Origin of the sequence: Vallitalea sp., assembly GCF_025211055.1 — a bacterium.
Lineage (GTDB): Bacteria > Bacillota > Clostridia > Lachnospirales > Vallitaleaceae > Vallitalea.
On record NZ_JAOARO010000083.1, the window covers coordinates 20,858 to 44,944 of the forward strand.

Genomic DNA, 24,087 nt, shown 5'->3' on the forward strand with positions numbered 1-24,087 from the left:
TTATTTAGCAGAGAGAGTAATATATTAATTATATTAAATAAATCTAAAATTATTTTCTCCTAGTAATTTCAAAATAAGGAAATTCTACATCCGCTTTATAAGATCTTATACCAAATTCTCCTGAGAAACTAGCTATATATTCTGCATCTTCAGAATAATGAGGTCCTCTTGTACTACCTAAAAATTTATTATTAATAACAACTGCATCTTCCATTTCACCTTCCAAAGTAACTGTTAATCTATAATTGGTACTTCCAAATGCATTGATTGCATCAATAGCTACATGCACTATACAATCATATGGATCGATGTAGTCTGGTATATTCTCACTTAATAGAGGCTTCCATTTATAATCTGATCTTCCTACATATACTTTATTATTCTTTGGAGCTATACCTATATAATAACCATGATATTGATCATTTCCATTTCCTGGCTTAATAACGCCAAGTACGATACCTGCATTTGCTGCATCTGCATATATATTTTTTGTCTTCACTTTAAATCTACAATCAATACTACGCAAAGAAACATCAAGCTTATAATTCATTCCATTAGCATCACATGCTAACATCACGGGGCCAGTACCTGTTTCTATACTTTCCATTGTGGAATTTGCTTTTAATCCTAACATTTGTTGTTGTATTGTTTTTGTCTCACTACTTCCGTATAGATTAAAGTAATTAGTAGAAGTAGCATTCCCTTTATTTTCATTATATATAAGATTATTATCAAATTCCATCATAGCAACTGGTGGATTTAATTTATTCTTAATCATAGTATTTGCATTTTCTGCTGTTACCATACCCCCAAGAGAACAAACAAATTCAAGTTTATCTGTATAAACATTTACGCTATCTTCATATGGGTATACTAAAATATTACCTTTGTAAGTACCACTTTTTATAAGAGCAATGCTAGATAATTCATAGCCAAAATATTCATCCAAACAAATTGATTTGTTAGTTGCAACATCATAACTATATATATTAGCTCCTGTTTCATCATTTACACCTTTAATAACTTCTTTATAATAAATCTTTCCATTTATAGAATCATTTCCATAAATCCCTAGAACTGCATTATCTTTTGCTTTTATAGTATTTGATTTTCCATTTGCATTATATGTAACTGTAAAATTTTCTCCATATGCATCTAGTTTATATGTATAGCTTTTAGACATATCAATGTTTCTAGTACCATCTGCTAAGTCTTTCTCGTCTACATATATTCTCTTAATAACAATTACAGCTTGTTCAATAGGTGCATTATTAAGCGGATTAAATTTACCATTACTACCTTTCATTATATTATTTTCATTAATATAATCTACTGCTTTAGATGCCCAATTAGCAACTAAGTCTTTATCTTTCACTGATAACTTTCCATCTGTATCTTTAATTTTTTCCCCAAAGTAATTATATACTTTACTAAGAGTTCTATAATACATTACAGCCATTCCTTGTCTTGTAACTAGATCATTTGGTTTAGCTTGTTTATTAGAGCCTAGCATAATCCCAAGTGTATTTGCCTTCAAAACCTCTGAATCATCTGTGTCTGTAAAAGTATTTACTGGTGCCTGCTTAACTTTCTCACCAGTTATAGTTTCATACATTTTAACAACAAGTGAAGCAAATTCTGCACGTGTAATTTTATTCTTTAAATTACTAGACATTAATTGATTAGGCATAAGATCATAGTAATAAGCCTCTTCAATTTCTTGTTTCGCCCATGAACTTGCAGTTGAAACATCCCATCCACCTGCATAGCTTGTTACCGAAAAACTAATAATTAATAATACTAATAAAAATATTTTTGAACTTTTTCTAACCATTATTATCCTCCTTGTTTAACCTATTAAGTTTGATAAATCAATTCTAATTAATTTTGAACATATTATATCACACCTAATATCTATAAGAGGAAATACTTACCAATAAGTTAGATTCTTATTATTACTTTCGTGCTTTCACCTTTTTTTGATAGTATACTAATATCACCTTCAATATGGTCAACAATGGATTTTACTATTGATAAGCCTAATCCTAATCCTGTGGCACCTCTTGATTTATCCACTTTATAAAAAGGCTTCATTATTTTTGAAACTTGTTCCTCAGTCATACCAATACCATTATCTTCCACACTAAAATATATAGTCTTCTTTTCCTTCTTCAATTCTACTATAATCACACCATAATTATCCGTATATTTATAAGCATTATCAATCAAATTGTATATTAAGCGATTAAGCCAGACTTCTTCAATTGGAAGAAAAATCTCTTCTTCACAAATCTTTGTCTTTAAATCAATCATCTTTTCATTATTATAAAAATAATTCAAACTGTGAGCTAAACAATCTTGAAAAGATGTGCTTATATCTCTACGTACATAATGCTCCTTAGAAATATAAGCTGTTAATCCTGTTGTCATATTAATAAGATCTTGCAATGCACTATTAATAGTATTAATAACACTGTCTTTGTTAATCTCCGATGTAAAATCATCTTTAGCCAATATATCCATATTCAGTCTAATTGTGGATAAGGGAATTCGTAAGTCATGACTTACTCCTCTTAATAAATCAATCTGAATCATTTTCTCCTTAGAAAAGTACATTTTTCCTTTCATAAATCCTATAATAAGCAAAAATATAGATATACTAAAAATAAACAAATCAACATAATATAACTTAAATAGACTAAATTCCAAATCCATATTCAATAATCCAAATATTACACTTAGTTCCAATAAGGTTAATAAACTTTTTGTATTGGATTTTTTATAATACTTAATTGTGCATATTAAAATAAGGGCTAAAACATACCACATATAATAGTTAGTGGGAATGAAAAAGCTCAGTAACAAAGGAATGATTAACAATTTTCTATGCTTTCTTCTTACAAGTGTGTCTGAGTAAATGTAAAAACTATGTATAACTAGAATTAAACCAATTCTAAAATCCAGCAATATAATTAGTGCTGAACATGATAATAAAATTCCCATTATTTCTTTTCTATGAGTTAACACCATGACTATAACAGAAATTATTAGAAAGATTATACCTATAATATCAATGGATTTTTTTAATACGATAAAATCATTAAGTATTCTATGACTTCCTGCAAAACATATATATTTATGATCCATATTTTTAAAAATCCATGATTCATTATAATTACTATTGACTTCTGAATAGAATCTAACTCTATTATCAATATAATCCATTTCATTAATGGAAAATAATATATACTTTCCACCTTGATATTTGGGATAACTTTTAGATTCATTTTGTATAATATATTCCTTATTCTTGTATAAATTGTAATTCTCATAAGGATTAAAAATAACAAAATCAATTCTTCTTTGATTATCTGAATACACCTCTACTTCTTTAGAGAACCAATGTAACATTGTTACTTTGTTTGCTTCTATATCTTTTGTATTAATGAAATTTCCAGCTTCCTTATGGTTAACCAATTGTTTAGAGATATTCATCTGAAATTTATTTAATGAGAAACTAAACATAATACTTATAATTATAACAGCTAGTAGACGTTTTTTCATTTCATCACCACTAATCTATACCCTTTACCATATACATTTTCTATAAAAACTCTGTCACTTTCCAATTCTTCGATATTCTTTCTTAATCTAGACATTAATGTATGTATTCTAAAATTATCTGACTTACGCACCACCTCTAAATTATTAAGCTCATTTTTATGAAGAATATCATTTTCCTTATACTTGTCAAATAGCATTTTAAGAACAATACTTTGCGAATGTTGAATTGTGATCATACTATGTGCTGTAGATAGTGTTAAATCTTCTAGATTTAAAATAAGGTCACCAATACGAATAATCAAATTTTCGTTTTTTCTTCTTTTGCTGATAGCTTTTAGTTTATATTCAAGCTCAAATAAAGTCACAGGTTTAATCATATAATCATCAGCACCCATTTCATATGCCATTCTTCTTGTGGCTTCCTCTTCAAGAGCTGAAATAACAATAACTATGATTTCTGGCTTTTTCTTTATACTTGGAATCAATCCATATCCTTTGCCATCAGGTAACATTATATCTAACAGAACCACATCAAAATCCTCATTGTTAATTATTTTTCTAGCATCCAACAAATTACTTGCTGTCTCGACGAAAAAATTACATGTTAAAATTCTTTTATATGTCATTAATAACTTCTTATCATCTTCAATAATTAGTACCTTCATCTCACTTCTCCTCAATATAATAATCAGCGTCTAAGTAATATCTACTTGTTGAAATAGTTTTCAACTTATTTTCACCCGCAAATGAAGTAATAAAATTCAATATATCAACATTATCTGGGACACTATCAAATAAATCTTGGTTAATGATTATATATGGAATATCATAATACCTCACCTGTAAATCTCTAACCATATTTTCGCAGAATCCATCAATAACATATTCTATTTGCTTATTTTTAACTAACTCATCCCAATACATAGAAGCAATATCCATATCTATGACAAAATATATTTTAGTATCTTCTTTCATCATTTTAGAAAGCCATGGATAAAAATTATCAGAAATTAAAGTACTTTCACTTATATGTAAAAACAAAGTTTTTGCTTGTTTATTTTTCAAAACTTTTTCAATAACAACTTTATCAAATTTAGTTGATATGTTAAGGTCTCTTACCTTCTTATAAATCAAATCTCTTCTATATCCATTACATTTTGGATAAACATAGTTTCCTAAAACATTACCATTATTATCAATAATTCTCATATAGTCCAGTTGGATATCTTTACTTGCTACCATTTTTTTGAACTCTACATTTCTTATTAAGTTATTCAGATAAACATTATGACGTTGCTTCGTATAATAAACTATCTGATTACTTTTCTTAGCCAATATCATACCATTATTCAATTTATCCATAGCATATGAAAGCTCTTCATTTTTCATATAATCAACATAACAAAAATTATATTTATAGTTTAACATAACTTTATTTACCATCAAACCTTGAATCCCCATCAGTTTATTTTCAAGCTTCTCAACCTCTTCATGACTATCTTTAACAATTAACAATGTCTTTCTATCTATTAAGGTCATATATTGTCCATCCAATTGTTCTTTCTTCAAGTGGTAAATAAGATTTTTTAAATACTTATCATATATTTTTTGCCCATAATGAAACCATATTTGATCATCCTCTGATATCTCAATTAATACTAGATATACATCTTTACATTTTAGTTTTTTACTAATATATCTAAAATTATATAAATCAAATTTTTCATCATAATAATACATCTTTCTATACCATAATATGAATTTTCTAAGTGCAATCACAATTAAACATATGCCTACTATATAAATCATTATAACAAAAGAATGATTACTTTTTGTAACTTTAACAACTCCATTATATACTATTTTCTCTGTATCAATAATTGTTAAACACTTATCTATGATTTCAACACATAATAAGTTATTACTAACAAAACTATTAATATTTGTTTCAAAATTTCCCCTCATACTTAATTGATTTACCGATTTTGTAGTTTCATAATATAGTCTTGGTATAATAATATAATCTAATTTTTTTTCCTTCATATTTTTAACTGCAATTTTAATATCTTCATACTCCATAACACTTATATTTGGCATATTCTCTTTTAAATAAGATTTTGCATTAGGTACACCGTACACACCAACATTATAATGTGCTAAGTCATAAATCTCATTAATATAACGGTGATTTGACGTTGCAATTATAACAATCTCATCAACAAATATTGTTTTAGACGTAAATCTGTCACCAATATCATAATCAACAAAAAAATCTATATCATTTCTTAATCTTAGATTATCCAGTGAATCAAATTCATAAATAAAATCCACATCACAAATAAAAGCTATTTTTTTAAGTATTTCTGGCAATGGACCATGGGGATTGTATTCTTCGCCATATGAATATAAAAAATACTCTGTTGGAAGTCCAACTTTGAAATCACTTTTATTCTTCAAATATTCAAGTTCAACTTGATTAAATTCAACAAGAGATTTCTCCAATTCAAAAGTAATCACTTCTGAAACTAATACATCCCAATTTTCTTTTTTCAAATGAGTTACTTCTTTATTTAATATCGAATATAAAATAGGATTTGATTTACTGACACCAATGTGATTACTACCATCTGTTATACTCTCAATAGGAAAAAAATACAGTCCTCTAACATCGGAATCATAACTTTTTGATGCTAGAAATCCATCAATTTCACCACGAACATAAGCATCTCTAGTTTCTTCAAATGTATCAAAGACAATAATAGATTCCTTCAATCCTGGAAATTCTAAAATAAACTTATCCAGTAAAGCGACTTCTTTTTCCACACCTATCTTTTTATTCTTAATATCTTCAAATGATTGTATTATATGATTCTGATTAGAATATATTCCACAGGGAATAGGTAAAAATGCATCCGTAAAATATGTATATTCTTCTCTCTTAGGAATTTTACACATATTCATTACAATAGGTAGTTTTCCTTTCTCCAATAAATACAAGCTATTATTCCATGAGTCATCATAAATTCTTAGCTTTAATGACGTATCTTCTTCGATCCTCTCACATAGTTTCTTCGAAAATATCTCTTCTGCAGATGTTGGATAGTATCCCACAAGAAAAATAGTATCTTCATTCTCGCTAATGAAATGTTTTTCCTCATCAGTTAACCCTAATTTATCAGCATTCTTGTTTACAAAAAGAAAGAACATTAAAGATAATACAATTAAGCTACATAATATTCCTATTACTTTTTTCATGCCCTCCACTCCTCAACTAATTATATCATTATATTTTGTATTTTATCATGAAAATTCAAGATATAGTGATATAATTAGATTATTATAGAAAGATGTTGAACCATATAAAAAGAACCCACACACATTGTATGGCTTCTTTTTAATGTCTAAGGAAATGTTTATTAAATCAATTCTATATTATGCTTTTACAACACTTTTTAATTCTTCTGCTTTGTCTGTTTTTTCCCATGGAAGGTCTATATCAGTTCTTCCAAAGTGACCATATGCAGCAGTTTGTTTGTATATTGGTCTTCTTAAGTCAAGATCACGAATAATCGCTGCTGGTCTTAAGTCAAAGTGTTCATTGATTAAATCAGTTATTTTATCATCAGATATTTTTCCTGTATTATATGTATTTACTAAAACAGATACTGGTTTTGCTACTCCAATAGCATATGCCAATACAACTTCACATTTAGAAGCTATACCTGCTGCAACAATATTCTTAGCAACATATCTAGCTGCATAAGCCGCAGAACGGTCTACTTTTGTTGGATCTTTTCCTGAAAAAGCTCCTCCGCCATGACTAGCGTATCCACCATAAGTATCTACTATGATTTTTCTACCTGTAAGTCCAGAATCTCCCTGTGGTCCACCTATTACAAATCTTCCTGTTGGATTGATTAGATACTTAGTTTCATCATCCAATAACTCTTCTGAAATAACTGGTTTGATAACATGTTCTATTATATCTTTTTTGATTGTCTCAAGCTGCACATCACAATTATGTTGAGTAGATACAACTACTGTATCAACTCTAACTGGTTTATCATCTATATATTCTACAGTTACTTGAGCCTTACCATCAGGTCTTAGGTATTTTAATGTTTTATTCTTTCTAACTTCTGTCAATCTTCTTGTTAAACGATGGGCCAAAGAAATAGGCATTGGCATTAATTCTTCAGTTTCATCACAAGCAAAACCGAACATCATACCTTGATCACCTGCACCTGTAGCTTCTAATTCCTCTTCTGACATTTTACCTTCTTTTGATTCTAGAGCTTCGTCAACTCCCATAGCTATATCTGTTGATTGTTCATCCAAAGAAGTAAGTACGGAACAAGTATCACAGTCAAAACCATATTTTGCTCTGTCGTAACCAATTCCTCTAATTGTTTCTCTAACTAATTTTGGAATATCAACATAACAATTAGTAGTTATCTCTCCCATTACAAGTACTAATCCTGTTGTTACTGCAGTTTCGCAAGCAACTCTTGCATTAGGGTCTTTCGCTAAAATTGAATCTAAAACAGTATCAGATATCTGATCACACATCTTATCTGGATGTCCCTCTGTTACAGACTCAGAAGTAAATAATTTTCTCATAATCTTTCTCCTTTCGTTTCTTCACTCATACTTTTTCTAACGTAAAAATCTAGTCTATCCTACTAGAATTTTTATACCATATGATATGATAATCATAAATATCCCAGCCGTTGCTGCTCCTAAGATAACCGATATCAATGATTTCTTGAAGTCTAATCCTAATAACGATGCAATTGTGGAACCAGTCCAGACTCCTGTACCAGGTAAGGGTATTGCAACAAATAGAAAAATACTAACATACTTATAATTATCTTTCACCTTTTTACTTTTTTCCAATGCTCTATTTTCATACCAGTACGCTAATTTACTTAATAATTTTATTTTCTTCAATACATCTAATACACGTGGTATTAAAAATAGTATGAATGGCGCTGGGATAATAGCCCCTAGTAATGTCCAAAAATATGCCTGCCCTACACCATATTCACTTAATGCTGCCAAAGGAACTGCTCCTCTTTGCTCTATAAGAGGTGTTGCCGAAACAATCATTAGTTCTATAATGGATAAAGGTATTTTGAATGGTACCATATATAACCTCCTGATTATTATTTATACTTCTAATTATCTATTTTATTTGCTTAAAAAGTAGAACTCCTATTAGATAAAAAAGGGCTAAGTATGATACTTAGATACTTATTAAGTGTAATTAAAACTTATATAATTATATTATTACCAACTTTTACTATTAATACCTTTTCAATAATTTAACATCAAATGGTAACTACATTCATTATTTCTTGTAAAAGATTTTAAGGAAATTTCCTTATAATAAAATAAAACCTTCTATCGTCAAGAAGGTTTATAACTATATTAAGCCTCATCGACGTTAGCAGAACCACCTTACTTGTTAAGCAGGCTGGCGTAGGGTCACTGAGCTAACTCTCTACCCTAACTCTTGATAAGTATCAATTATTTTTGTTTAGTTTTAGTATAAAAATTCTAGCTTTATCTTAGCATATAAAATATTTAAATGCAATAATATTTTAACAATTTATTTCATAATATTACGAGCAAAATTTTTTATCTTAGAAAATATCCTGTTAATGATATTAGTTTCATACTTAACCAATATACTATGAGCTACTTTACGCTCTTCCTTGTTTGATGGACTATTGACTACCTTACCTTCATATACCATAGTACTTGATGCTCCACCATCTAGATATACCGCATTAATGCAGCCTTCTTTCAACATCAAATCTCCACAGATTTTGCCAGTTACTCCATAACTATAATCTGGCTGTCTTCCGTCAATAACTTTTAGAATTAATCTATTATCCTTAGTTACACCTAATATTGTTCTTGGATTAGGTATTCTAGTATTACCCATAAGAGGTTCATAATCTTTTGCAACATTTATAGAATCTTTTACCAGCCATCCTCCAGATTGAAAAGCTTCTTGGACAGGTCCTATATAAGGAGTGTAGGTGGTTTCTATTTCAACAACTTCGTTTATTTCCAACAAATCATATTTGTCAGTATCTTCTGTTACTCTACTAAGAACATAACCATTTCTAGGGATATCTACAGGTTCAGAGGTTACTAATTTATCAATTACTCGATTATTATCTATCACATAATTGATACTTTTTCTAGTTATACGTGTTGAATTTCCATAAATATCAGAGTATAATACCCATGTTTCTTCATTAGCCCCATCATTCATTGTACTTACTATTATACTATTGTTATCATCTTTTTTCTTAATTTTCATTTCTGTATTCATATCACCAATAAATGTCTCTCCTGATTCTAGAAAAGCTACAACAGGGGTATAATTATTAGCTTTACTAACAATTTTCTTGTCTTTTACCATAAGACCAATATGATGACCATACATAGTATAGAACATACCATTAACTCCAGCTATAGCACCATCATTATCTTTTACCATGATACTGGTTTTCTCGAATCCATATATCTTACTAAAAGATAATGCATTGGTTATTGATACACCTGGTTCTTCTAAATCCACCTCCAGAGTGTGGATTTGCTGTGTTCTATTATTAAGGGTTATATTCTCATTGTTATAAATTACTGGGTCATTATAAGAATATAGGTTCAATATTAGATTAACTATTATAATGAATCTTACTATTAACATTCAATCACCTTTTATGTGAATTGGGAAAAAAGGGCTGTCTCAAAATACATTTTATGTCTTAAAATAATATAGCCATAAGAATGTGTTGTGAGACAGCCTCTTAGTTTTACTTTAATGATTTAGATAACTGCTTATACATCATATCAGAAATTCCAATTCCACTTCCTTCAGAAATTTCTTTTGAATACTCATCATATAACATATCTTCAAAAAGTTCTTCTCCTTGAGATTTTGGTATTAGACCACCATTATGAACTGTATTTCTCATTTCTTTGAACAACTGATTTACAAAATATTGTTCAAATTCTTTACAAGCCTCTTTTAATTGTTTGTCATCTTCTTTTTTTACAGCTTCGTTCAATGTAGCCTCAAAAGATTTACTTTCAATCTTCTCTTTTTTTTGTAGTAACATATTATTATAAGTATTACCATTAATACTTGATATATCCATAAGTCATTATCCTTTCACTCTATCTCTTAAGGTTGTTTGCTTGAGATAGCATATCATCGGAAGTCTGTATAGCTTTTGAACTCACTTCATATGCTCTTTGAGCAACAATTAGATTAACCATTTCTTCAACTACTTGTACATTAGATCCTTCCAATGAACCCTGTACAATCTGACTTTTGACTAAGTCTTCATCATCTTGTTCTAAAATAGGGTCTCCAGAAGATGATGTAGCTCTTAAGAGGTTATTCCCCAAAGCTTCCAATCCGTTAACGTTCCTAAACTGAACTATTTTTATTTTAGAATCCATAGCAATTACTTCATTATTATTAGTTACATAACTGAATGAACCATCAGAACTAATACTAACTTTTTTAATATCAATATTTGAATCAAAATATATAGGTTCATCATTGACATCTTGTACTTGATATCCTTCAGATGTTATAAGCATCTGTCTGTCATCAACTAATGCAATCTTGAAACTCCCGTCTTTGGTATATACTTGTTCATCAGATTGGTCTTTCACTACGAAAAACCCATCTCCTGTAATTGCTAGGTCCAATGGATTATCAGTTTTTTGAATTGTACCTATAGTATAACTTCTAACTGTACCAACAGGTTTAACACCATGTCCTACTTGTAAATTTACTGGCTTCCCATTACCTTGTCCATCATTTCCAGCTTTTGCCATTGATTCATATAATAATGATTTGAATTCTAGTCTTTCCTTTTTAAATCCTGTGGTATTAACATTAGCAAGATTATTAGATATAGTATCAACATTCATCTGTTGAGTTTTCATACCAGATGCTGCTGTATACAGTGATCTCATCATACTACATTCATTCCTTTCGAATTCCTAAAATACTTTAAATACTATTCCCCACTCTACAATCTTCCTACTTCATTTACTGCTTTCTTTAATGTCTCGTCTTGGGTCTGTATAACTTTTTGATTAGCTTCATAAGTTCGCATTACACTAATCATATCGACCATTTCTCTAACAGTATTAACATTAGAACTTTCCAAATATCCTTGTATGATTTTTCCACCAAAGGAACTTTCTTTCGTTTCTTCTGTTTTTTTATAGAGGTTATCCCCTATTTTTCTAAGGGATTCAGGGTTTTCAAAGTCTGTTAATAAAAGCTTATCTATCTCTTTATCATTGTAAAAAATAGTACCATTTTCTGATATTCTAACGTTATCACTACCACTAGGTAAGACTATTTTACCATTTTGTCCTAAAACATAGTTTCCCTCTTTAGTCATAAGTGTTCCATCTGTTGAAACAGTGAAGGAACCATCTCTAGTATATTTGGTTTGTAAATTTCCATCTGCATCTTCTACACCAATGCTCAACATACCTGCCCCTAGTATAGCAACATTATAAGGGTCATTAGTTGGTGTTGCTCCACCTTGTGAATTGTCTGTATAAACTTGTCCTACCTTGCATCCAAGAGTCATTTTACCAATAGATTCATTCCCTGGTACACTGGTATCATTTATTTTTTGTGTTAACACACTATCAAAAGATTCAATAATTACACCGTCTTTTTTAAATCCTGTTGTATTCACATTTGCCAGGTTATTGGAGATAATATCCATTTTTTCCTGTTGTGCTATCATTCCATTTGAAGCAGTATATAAACCTCTTATCATGCTTTCACCTAACCTTTAGTTTTTCTGATTTGCCTGATATTCTACGTATTTTCCTGTTCCTATTGCCACACAAGTAATAGCATCATCTGCTGTTATTACATTAATACCCGTTTTATTTTCTATTAATTGATCAAGTCCTTGCAATAAACTACCGCCTCCAGTTAAGACAATACCTCTATCAGAAATATCTGCTGATAACTCTGGTGGTGTTTTTTCAAGTACACTATGAACTGCTTCTACTATATTGGAAGTGGCTTCTCTAAGTGCTTCTTCTGTTTCTACTGATGAAACAGTTATTGTTTTTGGTAAACCTGTTATAAGATTTCTTCCTCTAACATCCATAGTCAATACTTCTGGTCTTTTATAGGCTGTTCCTATTGTAATTTTTATCTCTTCCGCAGTCCTCTCACCAATCAATAGATTATGTTTCTTTCTCATATATCTAACTATAGCTTCGTCGAAGTTATCTCCAGCAACTTTAATAGAAGTACTAACAACAGTACCTCCTAATGATATTACAGCTATGTCAGATGTTCCTCCACCTATATCTACAACCATACTTCCACAAGCTTTACTTATATCAATTCCTGCTCCAATAGCAGCTGCTATTGGTTCTTCAATAATTTCAACTTTTCTTGCTCCAGCTTGATAAGTCGCATCTTCAACAGCTCTCTTTTCTACTTCTGTTACACCACTAGGTACACAAACTGTGATTCTTGGTTTTCTTATTCTTTTACCTAAAGATTTTGAAATAAAATATTTTATCATCTTCTCTGTTACTGTATAATCTGAAATAACGCCTTGTCTTAGAGGTCTTATGGCTACAATATTACCAGGTGTTCTACCAAGCATTCTTCTAGCTTCACTACCAACCGCTAATATTTTGTTAGTATCTCTATCTATTGCAACAACTGATGGCTCTCTTAATACAACACCTTTACCCTTAGTATATACGAGTACATTTGCAGTTCCTAGATCAATTCCAATATCTGTACCAAACATTTGTCAATCCCCTTCCGTAGTTTAATTATTTATATTTTTTTAGATTTTATACTTAGTATATATATTATTTGAGAATTATTTTAATATATTATGTCTGATTAAGCATTAATTTAAACGTTATTAACTAGTATTTCCATATATAATATTATATACAAATACTACAAAATTTCAAAGGGGAAATTTATTAAATTTTTATTAATATCGGCACTTTTTGCACATTCTATTAGCTTAAGGCAAAAAAAATTAAAAACAGCCTATATTTTATCAATAAAAAACAAAAAAACCGAGAAATACTCGGTTTTAGTAAAGTGTAGGTCTTGTATTTGTATTAGACATATTAACATATTTCGCCCTAGTAGCTAAACCGCCTCTAATATGCCTTTCAGATTTATTAATGTCAAGGACCTTTCTAGCTTCTAAAGCTAACCCTGGATTTATCTTACTTAGTCTCTCTGTTACATCCTTATGTACCGTTGACTTACTAATGCCAAATTTTTTGGCAGTTTGTCTTACAGTAGCATTTGAAGTAATAATATAATTAGCCACCTCAATAGCCCTTTCCTCTATATATTGCTTCAAAACGAAATCCCCCTCGAATCATTACTTAGTTAAGTATATGGGATTTCGTTTACAAATATACATGTTTTTTACTCCTATCAACTGTAACAGACTAAAGTTTTCCAGTTATTTTTTCCTTTTTATATTTAAATAAAGTCCTAGAGCGATAAGGGAATATCCTATTGGATAATATGGAGATGGATATTTTTGTCCAGTCTTTGGTAAAGTTTTTGGCAAGACAAATTTATCAAATATACCTTTTGGTATTTGTCCATCTTCTATTTCAATTTCCATAATTTCTTCTTCCCCGTCTTCTGTTATAACTTTAATTTTAAATGTATCTTTACCTTTATAACCTTCATTTGGCTTATAAACAATATTACCTTCATTGTCAATATCTATTTTACCATGTTCAGGTTTTTCAATTATTTCAATAGGTTTCACATTATGCTTTGGTATAATCTTACTTTCTTCTTTTTTCGTATCTTCTTCCTTATCTTCTTTCGCATCTTCTTTCTTCTTATTTTCTTCTTTTTTCTTATCTTTATCTTTTTCTTTATCTTTATCTTTTGTATTCGACTCTATCTCTTTATTAGTCTCTTCATCTTTTGTTATACTAACTACCCATTTGTCTTTTTTTGTATCTGTTTCATAACTGGCTACTGATGCAATATTTTCAACCTTTCCTAACGCACTATCTTCTTTGGTAACAGTATAAGTTCCTGCAACTGTTTTAGATTCACCAATTGCCAATGATGAAATATGTTTGTCAATAGACAGCATAGTATCTTTTATTACCACATTAGTTAATATCTTTTTCCCTGTATTAGTTACAGTAATGGTATAAGTAATGTCATCTCCAACTTTTGCATTGGTCTTATCTCCTTTTTTATATATACTAATATCTGGTTCTTGTTTAGGTTCTATTGGGGGTATATATTTATTTATAGTTACCTTTACTTTCTTAATAGGAGTTTCATCACTGACAGCAGTAGCTGTATTTTCTATTTTCCCTTCTCTAGAATCTTCATCCACAGCTCTATATACTCCTGTCAATGTTTTTTCTGCATCTACAGCTAATTCTCCAATATTACCTTTAATATTACCGTCAAATCCTAACATAAGATCGGTTACTTTTACATTATGTAGTGGTATCGTTCCATTATTTTTAACTTTTATAGTATAAGTTATATCCTCACCTATTCTAAAAACTTTTTTGTCTACTTCTTTTGTTAATTCCAAATTAGCAAGCCCAACTTCTTGACTTGATTGTCTTAATTTAGTATAACTGCTTTTACCATACACTGTATTTGTAATAGGTACTGTAGCTCCTGTTTTACTAATATCACTTTCTTGAACTCTATATGTATAAGTATAATTCCTACTTTGCCCTGGAGATAAGGATATCTTACTTGGTTTAGGATTCAATATGTCTCTAGGGACTTGATTATTCTTAGAAGATATTAGCTCATCTTTTGTAATCATTACATTCTTTAGTGTTGTATTATCATCCGTATTGGTAAATGTGACTTCGTATTCAATAACGTCTCCTACCTTTGCCACATATTTACCATCGATTTTTACTGGTAATTTACCATTTATAGTTTTTACAGTTTTTGTCAATACCATACCTTTTGAGTAAACATCTATATCTACTTCTCTTGTAGTTCTTATTTTATCATTTTTAGCAGTTGCTATGTTTGAGATTACATCAACATCACTATCTTTTACTATATATTTACCTTCTATAAATGCTGATTCCCCTACTCCTAAAGATATTTTTTGTTTGTTATCATCTATTTTTTCCCATCCTTTTGTGGTTTCTAGAATTATTTTTTTATCTTCAACTATTATATCATCTAGAGCAATACTTCCAACATTTGTTACTGTGATACGATAAGTTAAAATATCTCCTTTTTCAACTCCCATTGAAGACATATCCTTAATCGGTATAATAGTACCATCTTTTTTTTCAACTTTAACTACTTTTTTATCAAGAGATAAGTCTGCAATATCAACAGTGTCTGTTGCTCTTTTATATGGCTCATCAGAGTTTTCTTGATCTACTAATTCATTTGCCCATATACCTACAGTATTAATTAATGGTTGATTATTAAGGTCTGAATCACTCACCACATATCTACATTCAAAATTATAAGTTTCATTTGGTAAGAGCTGTTTAATCTTTAATGTATTAGAATCAGTACTTTTATTATAGATAATATTATCTGTCATTTGTTCATTTGTTAGGACAAAATATGCTGTTTCTCTATAATCTTTAATAGTAATATTATTAATAGGTAACTTAGAGTCATTCAGTACTGTAACATTGTATATTATGGTTTCCCCTCTATTCAGACTTATCTTAGGATCACCTAGGGGTATTTTGTTAGTCTCTTTAACCTTTTGATAATGGGTCGCTTTTTTGGTTATATCTAAACTAGCTTCTCCCAGTATTGTATCCGATTTAATAACTCCTAAATCAACATCATATATTTTATCTGGTATAGTACCATCAATGTATATTACCCCTGAACGTATTCCTTGTCTGGTAGCGGCTCCTTCTTCAATGGTTCCCAATTTTCCATCTGAATCTTTGATGTCATCACCATTATCTGCTCTAGTAACCTTATAATAATCTGGTATTTCATAAGCTACATAATACTCAGCAGTATCAAGACTTGGAAAAAGATAATATCCAGGTTTTCCCTCATGATTATTTCCAGTTAAAGTAGTATCTACTTTTTTCCATACATGCTCATTTAATCTTTTTTTATAAAGTGATACTGTTATACCATTTATCCCTGCATATTCATTATCATAACCATCATTTTGAATACCATCACCATTTTTATCATACCATATAAAATCACCAATACAGCCATATGGATTTTCTAGTATTTTGATTCCTACTCTATATGGTTCGTTCCAAGGTAGAGCATCTATTTTATTATCAAATTTATATTCTCCATAAAGTCCTACAGAATTCCATGCAACTATATCACTATTAGTTGGTGCATTAATTGGTGCTCTCATACGCCAGTCAATTCTTACTTCACTATCTGGTTTCAAGTAATCATCTGGAATAAAGTTAATTACGAATTTTAGAGATTTTACTTGGGTTAAATTTTTTGGAGGTATTTCTGTCCATTCTGGTTGTTGTGTACCTATTGTTCCGTCATTAGTTTGTCTAATAGGATCAAAAGCCTTGCTATAAAAAACTTTTACATCAGCATTTTTTTTATTTCCAAATGTATCAGTAATAACTGGCAGGTTTCCTTTTTTTAATTCTTCTATTAAGTAAGGTGTCCACATGGAATCTCTTTGTTTACTTGAATTAAGAACGCTACTATCCCCTATTCTTGGTAATATATCAATAAGTTCTATCTTGGTTACTTTAACACTTCCAACATTCTTAACTCTTAAGCTGTAATCTGCTGAACCACCGGGTGTACTTCGTCCTTTTATTAAATCTCCATCTTTATCTCTATACTTAAATCCTTCATATGGATCATCAGGTATATTAGAGTCTTCGAGATTTTTTATATAATCTCTATAGTCTAGCTCTCCTCTAACCCATTTCGTAGCATCTAATGCAGCTGATTTCCTTATTTTTATATCCTTACCATCACCCTTTATATAGGTATCCATCTTGCCGTCATTATCAAAGTCCAAATCGCTTTTTTTATTATACTTCCAATGATATGCTCCTAAGCTCATTAAAAATATTTTATTTGTATAAGTTCCTGCTATAGCATAATTTGCTACTTTTGTTTTATATTTTATGCTAAAAGTCTGACCTATAGGTAAATTCTTATTGAATGTCCAAATAAGTGTTGTTTTACCGTCTATGGGATAATTATCTATAGTTTTTAGGGTTACATCATCTCCCCATTTATTATCAAAGCTTAAGAATTCTACTCCGTAAGGTAAAATATCAATTATAACTGGATTAATTAGCTCTCCCGTTGCCCATCTATCCTTGTTAGTTATATCAATCTGGAAATTAATAAGTTCTGCTTTTCCATAGTCTTCTTGGACTCCACTATCACTATCTTTGAATATAGTTTTGTTAAACTTAGATATCCATGCTGTATTTATTCTAATCTCAAATGATATACTTGAATTCTTAATAAAATCCTCATTACTTTTGAACCCTAGATACTTTCCTTCAGCTTTAAAACCATAACTTATGTTTTCACCATTAACTGCACTACTATTTATTTGTCCATTTATAGTCATTTTATCTGAATAAGAAAAATTAACAGGTACGTCATCTATATATGTAAACTTCAATCCATATATTTTATTATGTGAATCTAAGTCTGTTTTATTTATAGTGGTCTTCTCTCCTGTATTTAGGGTTTTGCTATATTCTTGCCATCCTCCATCTTTAGATGTTTTGTACAAAAGTTTATACTGAAGATTATACTTACTAACTCCTGTTTTAATATCTATTAAGTTAATATGTTCTGGAAAATTATCTCCTTCTAGGCTGACATTTTTTAACTCATGTCCATTATGGTTATTATTATTAAATTCAACTTCATAAGATATCTTATCTCCTATATTAAAATGTTTGTAACCCCCATTATTAGTATCATTATTATAGTCTAATATTTTTATGTTTATGCTTGGTGAAGGGTTTTGTACTTGTTTAAAGGATGTTACTGCTTTATCATTATTACTGGTAAAATTATAAGGAGTATCTGATCCATCATCAATAGTAGCTTCCACAAAGGCTTTATTCTCAACACTTGTATCTGGCATTACAGCACTATCATTACTCTCATGTGCATAACGTTTTATAGGATAAGATACTTTTAATTGTACTGTAGGTGTAGTACTTGGCCCAACATCATTAAACGTCCATGTAGGATCATCTATTGTACTTGATGAGTCAATAGCTGGATTAGAAGATATGAATTTTGCCCCATCAGGTAAATTATCTGATATCTTTAGTTTTTTTAATGTTAGATTGTTCTGTGGGTTTTTACCCGTACTCTTAACTTTTATTGTATAAGTGACCGTTTCCGTCTCTATACTATAATCATCTGGTATAATTACTTTCTTAGGTGAACTTGATTTACTTAATTTCCATTTTATATCATCTTCTATAAAACTTGTTTTAACTTGAGCAAGAGTTGGATTAAATACTACATCTTCACCTGAATCAAACTTGGCAGTAGCTGTAACATAGTTATATTTTTCATCACCTTTTTTAACTCCTATATCTCCATCATTTCTTATAATAGGATAAGATAGTATAATATTTTTTCTATAACTAGTATTAGAATCTACTGAGCCTACTGACCATCTAATATATTTTTTTCCTTTTTCAGAAACTTCTGTACCTCCATCAAAATTTATTACTGATGCTATTTCTGGAATTTCATATTGTAATATTACATCTTTAATAGTTCTATCTCCATTTACGAATCCTAAATAATAGCTCTCTTGAATTGTAGTTATTGATGGATTAAGTGGTATCTTAATAGTTTTGTCATCACTAGCATATACTCCCCATATTCTGTTAGATAATGTAAAATTAGTTGAAACTTGGTCTGTGCTTGAACTAAAGGTATACTTATTTTTAGCTTTTATTACATTACCATTTGAATCTAAGTCCGTTGGATAACCGGATACTTTTACTTTATTGATTCTTTTATCCTTATCTTCTACACCTGTTACATTACTACCTCTTCCTTTAATTGGGAATCTTAGAGTTATATTTTGTATCTTGGTTTCACCATAATTAACATTACTATATTCCCATTTTATTTTACCATTTGTTGTTGTATCTCCACCATCAGAGTTAATAACTACAACATCTTGTGGCAATATATCTATTATCTCAACATCTCTAAGATCAATATTTCCTCCTTTTAATTCTATTTTATAATCTACATCTACATATGTTATATTAGTGTCTTTTGAAATAATTACATTTGAAATACTGCTTGATTTCTCTATGTACCATGATGAAGGTAATTGATATGTCAAGCTTCCTCCATCTGCATAAAATTCTATTAATTCACCATCTGTTTTTTTTAGATTAGCGCTAATCTTAGCACTTTTATCTAATTTGATAATTCTCCCATCTGGATAAGGGCTTTTGGGACCTTTAATTTTAAATGTAATAGTAATGTCTCCAGATTGACCAGATCGTAAATAACCTTCATAATTATTATTTTTATCCAAACTTTTCATATTAAATGTAAGCTTTTTCAAATTCTGATAATTATTTCTTAAATCATTAGCATTTGTCACGGTATTAGGCATTACTAATTTAGTACACTGTGCTCCTTCAGGCAATGTGTAACTTATTACAGTATTATAAAAATCATAATCTCCACTTGTACTATAGTATAATTTTACTTTTACTTCATCATCCATTCCAATTGTTTTACTAAGTATTTCTTGTTTTAGAGTTAGATTACTTGGTGTTTCTGCAAATACATTTGTTTGTGTAAATAATGGTAAACATATTTGAATACATAATGATATGACTAAAAATATAGCCAAGTATCGCTTTTTAGTTAAAAATTTTCGATGCATTTTATTTATCATAATATTTATCCTCCTTAGAATTTTATTATTGTTAATTATAGAATCATTAACTCAAATTTCTCACTACCAAAACCTATACAGTCATGTTAAATTAATAATGATCAGTTATTATGATATTAATAGGTCTTACTTACTTTATTTATATAATACTTCATTCTTAGTAAAATCTCAACCAATAATACAAAAGTACTACAAAATATTACAATAAATAGTAAATCAACTGATAAATACCAATTAATAAATTACACATATCCACAATATTTTATATAAACTACTATCTACCTACTATTTATCTATAAAATCTTTTAATTTATAATTACTATCTGTAAGCTGAAATATTTTGCCAGCTTCTTTTGTTACATATACTTCTTTATTTTTAGTAATGAATATAGCATCAACATTATTAATATTGTCTACTAATTTATATCCTTCTTCTAAACCCATAGAGAAAATAACAGTTGATAAACCATCTCCATCTACAGAATAATCGGATATAATAGTAACACCTGCCAAATCATTTTCAACTGGATACCCTGTATATGGGTCTAAAATATGGTGATACTTAACTCCATCCTCTTCTAAGTATCTTTCATATATACCAGAGGTAACCAAAGATTTTTGTCCTATTGCTACGACTCCTATTTCTCTACCTCTTTTATTAAAAGGGTTCCTAACTCCTATTTTCCAAGAATCTCCGTTAGGTTTATTCCCTACAGTTAATATGTTACCGCCTAGATTAATAATTGCATTTTCCATTTTGCTTTGTTTTAGATATTTTGACACTTTATCTGCTATATAACCTTTTGCAATTCCACCTAAGTCTATCTGAGTATCCTTTTTTATATGTAATGTTAAATTCTCTTCATCGAGAAATAGATTTTTATAATTAACTTTCTTCAGTACTTCTTTGATCTCTTTTTGAGCTGGTACTCTGGCATCTTCTGTGTCAATCCCCCATAGGCTTACTAGAGGAGCTATTGTTATATCAAATCTTCCTTCTGATAATTTTGAGTAGTATAGACCTTTTTTTATTATATTAAATGTGTCTTTTGATAACTTGATTTCTTCTATTTCATTGTTGTTAATTTTACTGATTTCACTTGTGGAAATATTTCTACTTACTTTACTTTCTATATCAGAAATAATCTTAAATATCCCATCAAAATCTTTTTCGTTAACATTTTCACCATATATAGTAACTTTTACAAGTGTACCAAGTAAGAATGTTTCATCTGACATTTTTTTATTTTTTTGAGTGATGGTATTATTGCATCCAACAAGTACAATTAATATAAAGACTATAAATAATATGATTTGTTTTTTCATTGAGTATCCTTTCTATTCGTGCTTTTTGGATTTTAATATGTACAATTATAACATAGTTTATTGAATTAACAAGATTAATGACATAATTAAGGAACTGTCCCATATTATAACGTCCACTTCACAAGAAAACGTATATTATATGATACAGTCCCTTAAATTATTTCCTTTTCAGGAGACTAGATTAATATTATTTAATTAATTTTGTAGGATCTATTGGTTTTTCATTGTTGGTTACTTTAAAGTATAAATGCGGAGCTAATAATACATGGTATTTAGAAGGTTTTTCTACTTGACCAAGTACCTGTCCTTTTTTGACAATATCCCCTTCTTTTACTGATATCTGTTTATTAAGTTGTCCATAAGTTGTTTTATATCCATTTCCATGATAGATTGTTACTGTCAATCCTGATTCAGGTTCAGTTTTTATAGTTTCAACTACTCCCTCAGCTGCAACCTTAACATCATTTCCAACATTTGCGGCTATAAATAATGCTGGATTAATCTTATATTGATCAAGCGTTTTGAAATAAACTGGTGTATCCATACTAAAAGGTATTAATATATCTCCTTCAACAGGCCATATCATCTTTTCTTTATCAGCGTTATAACTTATATTAGGTTTAACTACTGGTGCTATCTCTACCATTACTGGTTTTTCTTGTGGTACAAGTTCTGGGGCAAGTTGTTCTTCATAAGTATCTGGGGCACCATAATCTCCCTCACCAACGACCTCTTCGGTATTTATAGTAATAGGATTAATAGCTTCTAAGACATCTGCTTCGTCATAATCATTCTCTGTAAAATCTTCATTTGATTCTAGTTCCTCATTATCTGTTCCTTCATTTTCTACAAGATTAGCTGTTAACTCATCAGTAGATTCATTACTAACCACATCACTATTTAGATTAGCGATTTCTTGTTCTTCTTCTTTAGGTCTAACCCATACTAAAATTGCAATTAAAAAGAGTGTTACACAACATGTAAACAAAGCAAAATAGAATTGCTTTCTTTTTATGTATGCAATTATATTCTTTAATTTCATCCAAATCACCTCTTATTTCTATTAAAAAATGTTAGTATTACTAGAAAAGATTTCTATACTTTTGTTACAACTATATTATTACCAGAGATTGGATATTATATTCATACAAAAAAAAATATATCTTAAACTGTCAAAAAGCTCTTAAATAGCTCTTTTGCAGTTATAAGATATATAATTAGACTATATGTATTTAACGTGAAATCACATTTACTGCTGTATCTGTATAATAATGTTCTAATATCTCTTTATAGGTATATCCTTTCTGTGCTAATGAATCCGCTCCATATTGACTCATGCCAACTCCATGCCCATACCCCTTACAGGATACTTCAATGTTCCCATCCATCTTATCAATAGTAAAATTACTAGATTCTAGACCTAAATAACTTCTAACAACTTCTCCATTTAATATTTTATTACCTATTTGAATCTGAGCTACATATCCTTCTTTGGTTCTACTTACAATCTGGATTTCATTAATTATTTCATCAGTATATGTACTAAAATCATTTATATGTTCTTCGATCTTGGCAATAAATTCTTGTTGAGTAAAAGTCTTCTTATGTAAGTATTCAGGTGAATTAATATCTTCTAAGCTGTCAACACTAACTAAATATGGGATTTCTTCACCCCATACATCTTTTGCTGATTGAGTCATACCTGAACTTGTTGAATGGAATACAGCTTCAATTAGATCTCCTTTATAAACAATAACTTCATTATTTGTATTAACAACAGCATTTCTTATTTTATTATAATTCTTAGCAAAATTTTCTGCTCCCCAGTTTGCTTCCATATCTTCCTTGGTCAAATAAGCCTGTTCTTTCTTATTAAATATATGATTTGAATCATTTTGTATTTTTTTCAAAGTAAATGTTCTAGCTGCAACTGCTTGAGCTTTCAAAGCCTCATCATAAAAATTGACTGGCATTTCTGCTGCCACTACACCAATAAGGTAATCATTCAAGTTCATATTTTCCTGTTTTTCTTTTACTAGAACTTTTATACTCTCTTTAATCTCTACATTTTGTTTTTCCCTTGGTATACCTTTGATTAGCGTAGTAATAAATATTGGAATAAAACAAATTATAAGGATTATTAATAGTATTGATATTATTTTTTCCCTCATCTTAACCCTTTCCTTCCAAAGCGTTTATATTCCTCTTGTCCCAACTTTCAATATGTATTTAC

16 protein-coding genes are annotated in these 24,087 nt (G+C 29.4%); all 16 read right to left on the minus strand.

Features of this window, described 5'->3' with window-relative positions; all coding sequences use genetic code 11:
- Window positions 1-49 precede the first annotated feature (49 nt).
- A complete protein-coding gene (locus N4A55_RS11820) occupies window positions 50-1,834 on the minus strand; it encodes an S-layer homology domain-containing protein (protein WP_293756565.1) in 1,785 nt (594 codons plus the stop codon).
- A 107-nt stretch (window positions 1,835-1,941) separates the two neighbouring features.
- Entirely contained in the window at window positions 1,942-3,564 is a 1,623-nt protein-coding gene (locus tag N4A55_RS11825) for a sensor histidine kinase (RefSeq protein ID WP_293756567.1), read from the minus strand.
- Window positions 3,561-4,229 (minus strand): response regulator transcription factor, encoded by a 669-nt coding sequence (locus N4A55_RS11830; protein ID WP_293756569.1) that lies wholly within the window; start codon window positions 4,227-4,229, stop codon window positions 3,561-3,563. The genes N4A55_RS11825 and N4A55_RS11830 overlap by 4 nt, the downstream gene beginning before the upstream one ends.
- Window position 4,230: 1 nt before the next feature.
- The gene (locus N4A55_RS11835; protein WP_293756571.1) at window positions 4,231-6,819 is read right to left on the minus strand and encodes a transporter substrate-binding domain-containing protein; all 2,589 of its coding nucleotides are present in this window, start codon (window positions 6,817-6,819) and stop codon (window positions 4,231-4,233) included.
- Window positions 6,820-6,996: 177 nt separating this feature from the next.
- Window positions 6,997-8,187, minus strand: a complete 1,191-nt coding sequence (gene metK / locus N4A55_RS11840) for a methionine adenosyltransferase (RefSeq protein WP_293756604.1) — start codon at window positions 8,185-8,187, stop codon at window positions 6,997-6,999.
- A gap of 51 nt (window positions 8,188-8,238) precedes the next feature.
- Entirely contained in the window at window positions 8,239-8,712 is a 474-nt protein-coding gene (locus N4A55_RS11845; RefSeq protein ID WP_293756573.1) for a COG2426 family protein, read from the minus strand.
- Between the two features lie 463 nt (window positions 8,713-9,175).
- Window positions 9,176-10,288 (minus strand): phosphodiester glycosidase family protein, encoded by a 1,113-nt coding sequence (locus N4A55_RS11850; protein ID WP_293756574.1) that lies wholly within the window; start codon window positions 10,286-10,288, stop codon window positions 9,176-9,178.
- 106 nt (window positions 10,289-10,394) lie between these two features.
- Window positions 10,395-10,739, minus strand: coding sequence for a rod-binding protein (locus N4A55_RS11855; RefSeq protein ID WP_293756576.1), 345 nt, complete (start codon window positions 10,737-10,739; stop codon window positions 10,395-10,397).
- A 19-nt stretch (window positions 10,740-10,758) separates the two neighbouring features.
- Complete coding sequence (gene flgG / locus N4A55_RS11860; RefSeq protein ID WP_293756579.1) at window positions 10,759-11,574, minus strand: flagellar basal-body rod protein FlgG; 816 nt, start codon at window positions 11,572-11,574, stop codon at window positions 10,759-10,761.
- Between the two features lie 53 nt (window positions 11,575-11,627).
- The gene (locus tag N4A55_RS11865; RefSeq protein ID WP_293756582.1) at window positions 11,628-12,398 is read right to left on the minus strand and encodes a flagellar hook-basal body protein; all 771 of its coding nucleotides are present in this window, start codon (window positions 12,396-12,398) and stop codon (window positions 11,628-11,630) included.
- Window positions 12,399-12,413: 15 nt separating this feature from the next.
- Entirely contained in the window at window positions 12,414-13,400 is a 987-nt protein-coding gene (locus tag N4A55_RS11870) for a rod shape-determining protein (RefSeq protein WP_293756584.1), read from the minus strand.
- Between the two features lie 300 nt (window positions 13,401-13,700).
- On the minus strand, window positions 13,701-13,979 hold the full coding sequence (gene spoIIID / locus N4A55_RS11875) for a sporulation transcriptional regulator SpoIIID (protein ID WP_293756586.1): 279 nt from the start codon (window positions 13,977-13,979) through the stop codon (window positions 13,701-13,703).
- Window positions 13,980-14,084: 105 nt separating this feature from the next.
- Entirely contained in the window at window positions 14,085-20,528 is a 6,444-nt protein-coding gene (locus tag N4A55_RS11880; protein WP_293756588.1) for a DUF7507 domain-containing protein, read from the minus strand.
- 285 nt (window positions 20,529-20,813) lie between these two features.
- Window positions 20,814-21,854 (minus strand): FAD:protein FMN transferase, encoded by a 1,041-nt coding sequence (locus N4A55_RS11885; RefSeq protein WP_293756589.1) that lies wholly within the window; start codon window positions 21,852-21,854, stop codon window positions 20,814-20,816.
- Between the two features lie 187 nt (window positions 21,855-22,041).
- Complete coding sequence (locus N4A55_RS11890) at window positions 22,042-22,896, minus strand: M23 family metallopeptidase (protein ID WP_293756592.1); 855 nt, start codon at window positions 22,894-22,896, stop codon at window positions 22,042-22,044.
- A 190-nt stretch (window positions 22,897-23,086) separates the two neighbouring features.
- Window positions 23,087-24,025, minus strand: a complete 939-nt coding sequence (gene spoIID, locus N4A55_RS11895; RefSeq protein ID WP_293756593.1) for a stage II sporulation protein D — start codon at window positions 24,023-24,025, stop codon at window positions 23,087-23,089.
- Window positions 24,026-24,087 lie beyond the last annotated feature (62 nt).

Coding starts and splice junctions, on each gene's coding strand:
- N4A55_RS11855 (WP_293756576.1), bottom strand. CDS start 10,739: ATGGATATATCAAGTATTAATGGTAATACTTATAATAATATGTTACTA.
- N4A55_RS11825 (WP_293756567.1), bottom strand. CDS start 3,564: ATGAAAAAACGTCTACTAGCTGTTATAATTATAAGTATTATGTTTAGT.
- N4A55_RS11880 (WP_293756588.1), bottom strand. CDS start 20,528: ATGATAAATAAAATGCATCGAAAATTTTTAACTAAAAAGCGATACTTG.
- N4A55_RS11850 (WP_293756574.1), bottom strand. CDS start 10,288: ATGTTAATAGTAAGATTCATTATAATAGTTAATCTAATATTGAACCTA.
- flgG (WP_293756579.1), bottom strand. CDS start 11,574: ATGATGAGATCACTGTATACAGCAGCATCTGGTATGAAAACTCAACAG.
- N4A55_RS11835 (WP_293756571.1), bottom strand. CDS start 6,819: ATGAAAAAAGTAATAGGAATATTATGTAGCTTAATTGTATTATCTTTA.
- N4A55_RS11865 (WP_293756582.1), bottom strand. CDS start 12,398: ATGATAAGAGGTTTATATACTGCTTCAAATGGAATGATAGCACAACAG.
- N4A55_RS11890 (WP_293756592.1), bottom strand. CDS start 22,896: ATGAAATTAAAGAATATAATTGCATACATAAAAAGAAAGCAATTCTAT.
- N4A55_RS11870 (WP_293756584.1), bottom strand. CDS start 13,400: ATGTTTGGTACAGATATTGGAATTGATCTAGGAACTGCAAATGTACTC.
- N4A55_RS11845 (WP_293756573.1), bottom strand. CDS start 8,712: ATGGTACCATTCAAAATACCTTTATCCATTATAGAACTAATGATTGTT.
- spoIID (WP_293756593.1), bottom strand. CDS start 24,025: ATGAGGGAAAAAATAATATCAATACTATTAATAATCCTTATAATTTGT.
- N4A55_RS11820 (WP_293756565.1), bottom strand. CDS start 1,834: ATGGTTAGAAAAAGTTCAAAAATATTTTTATTAGTATTATTAATTATT.
- N4A55_RS11885 (WP_293756589.1), bottom strand. CDS start 21,854: ATGAAAAAACAAATCATATTATTTATAGTCTTTATATTAATTGTACTT.
- N4A55_RS11830 (WP_293756569.1), bottom strand. CDS start 4,229: ATGAAGGTACTAATTATTGAAGATGATAAGAAGTTATTAATGACATAT.